Here is a 3,389-nt window from a genome sequence, read left to right as displayed (position 1 = left end):
ACGCTCGTGGTGGGTAGCTCACTTCGCACTTCCTGCGTGACCTAAAATCAATCTTGGCGCCCGTTCACGAAAACGGTCTTTTAAGTCTTTTTCGGCCTTTTTCTACCCTTAAGTGTCGGTCAAGACAAATGAACCAGTTTGCCACATTTGATAGATAATATCAATCCCGCTGATTCCCAACATAAGTGCAAATACCAGAAATAATGCCCCAACGACTTGGCGGGTGCGACTCGGCCTACGCATAAAGCGCAATCCGTAAACCCCAAGAACGGTTGCCGCTAATAGAATGACAAATGCGAGTAGCCAGACAAACCCGGTTGGGTCTGCGGCAACAGGCTCGGAGAGCAATAAGGAGGTAACACGTGGTAATGACTGGGGCATTGGCGTAACAATTACTAATGGACATTAAGCCTATTGCTTCTCGTCTTGAGCACTGCTCAGACGCCTGCAAACCTATTGCGTACGTTCACGCAAAGGGTCGTTTGAATCAAGGAGCCAATTCTTCAACCGCACTATTCCCCAAAGCGGCAACAATTAGTAGGCTCGGACCAGCGGCACAGTACAAAGCCCGCTAGCGGACCACCTCCGGCTACCCTTTGACCGATGTACCGTCACTGGCGGGCACGACAAAATAATAGTAAAGGCCGGCCGGCAAGCCCGCGGCGTTCCAGTCTTGCTGGTAATCCATGCTTGCGTACACCTGTTGCCCCCAACGGTTAAAAATATGCAGCGCCACGGTCGTCAGGGGGGCATTTCGAAACCGGAACACGTCGTTTAACCCATCCCCGTTGGGGGTGATGATGTTCGGGATGGTGAACCCGGGAAGGTCCGGACCACTAACGGCACTTCCGTGGTGCGCCACATAGGCATTGGGAAACAATTTATTGCGATTGGCCAGCGTGAAGGGCCCAAATTGCGCCGTGGGCCGGCCGATGCGGCCGGCAACGGTGAAGTCGGTACTATCTTTTTGATAGAAGCTCAACAGCCCGTCGTCGCCCGGGCCGCCGGCTTGTTGCAACCGGGTCCAATTGCCAGTGGCCGACAGGCGGCCGATATAAATGTCGTTGCCACCAATACTCCTTGGTGTAAAAGTGCCGAAAGAGGCACTACCAGTGAAATACCTGACCACCGTAACCGAGCCATCGAGGTTTGCCACAAGCCGGGTAGCTGCGTCGCTGGTGGTACTGCCTGCCCGCATGGCTTGGGTCCATACGCCAGAACGGTCGAGCCGCGCCACGTAAGCGTCGAAGTAAGTGCCCGCGCGGTCGGCATTTACCAGCGTAATGCCGTCGATGGTGGTGTAAGGTCCATTAAAATCGCCGCCCACGACCAAGCTGCCATCGGGTGCCAGGGCAATATCGTTGATGGAGTAGTGGTTGGGCCCGCCAGTGCCCAAGGCGGAGGTCCAAGCGCCGGCGGGACTCAGCCGTGCCACAAAGACATCTGTTTCTTGCCCCGTATTGAGGAAGCAAATGGCTCCAAAGGCCGCAACAGAACTGAAGTAGTTACCGGCTACCACAAAGGTCCCATCGGCCTCCATCACAATGTTGGTGGGGTAATCATGGCGCGAGCCGCCTGTCCGCACGGCTTGAACCCAAGTTCCTGAGCGGTTAAGGCGGGCCACAAAGATGTCGTCGCTTCCAAAACCACTGGTTCCATTATTTATTAGCATTGGTAAGCTGAATCGGGCCAAACGCCGCCACGGCGCTGACAAAATACCCTCCCACGACTACGTTGCCTTGCCCGTCAAGGGCCAAGGTCGTCACCCCTTCAAGTGAATTGCCGCCGGCTCGCATGGCCTGCATCCAAGAACCTCCCCGACTGAGCCGCGCCACAAAGGCATCCCCCGAACTTCCCAGCCCGACATTATCGGCGTTGACCAACGTTAACGGGCCAAAGCCAATGGTTAGGCTACTGAAAGTGCCTCCCACCACAACTGTTCCGTCGGCATCCACCACCACGGCAGAGGCGCGGCACACGTTGCCACTGCCGGCGCACACGGCTTGCAGCCAGTTCCCCGCGCCATCCAGCCGGGCTACGAATATATCCACCGGCCCGGAGCTGGTCAGCGTAAACCGTCCTAGCACGATGGTGCCGGAAAAAGAGCCGGCCACGACGGTGGTGCCGTCTTGGTCCGGCACCATCGCGGTTACTTCGGAATAACTGCCAGTGCTATTGCTCGGCGCCATGGCCCATTGCCACGCCTGAGCAGCGCTGCTGTACGGCAACGCCAGCCACCACACCAGTCCAATAGAGCGGACAAGGGCTGTGTATTTCATGGGAGAAAGATACTCCCATTGAGCCAGGTAAATTTATGAAGGAGACCAGCGGCCAAGCCACGTAGTAGTGCCATCAATGTGGTCCAATTAAACGGTACTGCCCTAAACTTATGCCTGTTTGGTAAAACGAACTGTTTTATTGATGGGAAAGCGCCATCAATTGGTACCCGTGTTTGATAGCTCACCTCCTATAAAAGTCCACGACGGTACTGTCAGGGGAGTAGATAATTGGAACCGGGGGAGAAAGACTGGAAATCTTCCGTAAGGCATTCATTTTAATTTGGTACACGGTCCTTCCATAAAATCGGTAGTTGTGGCTGCCATGTGCGTCAGTGGGTTGGCTTAGCCGCCAGGGCACGTAGCTCATGTCGCGTGCTTCTCCAATGACCTCGGCCCCGCGCATGCGGTCAGTCGCGTTTGAGCTACGAATCAGCTCGTCGACCGGAGGCTCCAGGTAGGAGCAACTCACCAGGAGGGCAAACACGGTTGCTTGAAGAGCCGCAGACGGCAGGCGCATGAAACGAGCGGATAGGCCGGAAATATAAATGGCGGGCCGTTCTCAGCCGCGCCAGTGGTTTGCAACCACTCAACGTCAGAGGCCAGTATTTGTTATTCGTCCACGAAAACGGTGGTCTAAACTAACGAGCGTTATTGTATATTCCGCGCATACCATTTCCTCGACTCGTACTGCTGAGTGTACCATGCGTGCCAAGCCCACAACTCGCTTTTGTAGCAGTGAGACAAGCCTGCGTAATTGCCATAGTCATTGGAGTCAATCCCGGTGTGGGTTTGTACGAATGCCACTTCCCGCGAGCAATTCCATACTACAGTGTCATTCGGGGAGAGTCGGGTCAGGGAATCGAGCCGTTGGAAGTGGCGGCGAAACGCTTTTGCTTCCCGCCGTTTTCCCGTTTGAGCGGTGGCCGTCGGAGACGCGGCCATCGCCAGCAACAGCAGCAAAAAGAGTCGTTTCATAGCCGCACAAGAGAAAAGGTAAGAACAACGGTTGGTGTGGCGAGTTAGTACCCCGTGGTGCGTGAGTTCACGAAAACGGTGGTCTAAATTACCGGGTGTTATTTGGGCATCGCCTGTTACATCACATCATGAGGT

At 55.3% G+C, this 3,389-nt stretch carries 4 protein-coding genes; all 4 read right to left on the bottom strand.

The annotated features are described in order from the left end of the window. Positions 1 to 108 precede the first annotated feature (108 nt). The 4 genes from J4E00_RS29255 to J4E00_RS29240 all read right to left on the bottom strand — a co-directional run bounded on the left by J4E00_RS29255 (position 109) and on the right by J4E00_RS29240 (position 3,254). The gene (locus J4E00_RS29255) at positions 109 to 381 is read right to left on the bottom strand and encodes a hypothetical protein (protein WP_208178912.1); all 273 of its coding nucleotides are present in this window, start codon (positions 379 to 381) and stop codon (positions 109 to 111) included. Positions 382 to 589: 208 nt separating this feature from the next. Continuing rightward, complete coding sequence (locus J4E00_RS29250) at positions 590 to 1,672, bottom strand: gliding motility-associated C-terminal domain-containing protein (RefSeq protein WP_208178911.1); 1,083 nt, start codon at positions 1,670 to 1,672, stop codon at positions 590 to 592. After that, complete coding sequence (locus J4E00_RS29245; RefSeq protein ID WP_208178910.1) at positions 1,659 to 2,279, bottom strand: hypothetical protein; 621 nt, start codon at positions 2,277 to 2,279, stop codon at positions 1,659 to 1,661. The genes J4E00_RS29250 and J4E00_RS29245 overlap by 14 nt, the downstream gene beginning before the upstream one ends. A gap of 648 nt (positions 2,280 to 2,927) precedes the next feature. Continuing rightward, positions 2,928 to 3,254, bottom strand: coding sequence for a hypothetical protein (locus J4E00_RS29240; RefSeq protein ID WP_208178909.1), 327 nt, complete (start codon positions 3,252 to 3,254; stop codon positions 2,928 to 2,930). Positions 3,255 to 3,389: the final 135 nt, after the last annotated feature.

Source organism: Hymenobacter negativus, from assembly GCF_017571495.1.
GTDB classification, from domain to species: domain Bacteria; phylum Bacteroidota; class Bacteroidia; order Cytophagales; family Hymenobacteraceae; genus Hymenobacter; species Hymenobacter negativus.
This window is presented reverse-complemented; position numbering and strand designations above follow the sequence as displayed.

Coding starts and splice junctions, on each gene's coding strand:
- J4E00_RS29255 (WP_208178912.1), bottom strand. CDS start 381: ATGCCCCAGTCATTACCACGTGTTACCTCCTTATTGCTCTCCGAGCCT.
- J4E00_RS29250 (WP_208178911.1), bottom strand. CDS start 1,672: ATGCTAATAAATAATGGAACCAGTGGTTTTGGAAGCGACGACATCTTT.
- J4E00_RS29245 (WP_208178910.1), bottom strand. CDS start 2,279: ATGAAATACACAGCCCTTGTCCGCTCTATTGGACTGGTGTGGTGGCTG.
- J4E00_RS29240 (WP_208178909.1), bottom strand. CDS start 3,254: ATGAAACGACTCTTTTTGCTGCTGTTGCTGGCGATGGCCGCGTCTCCG.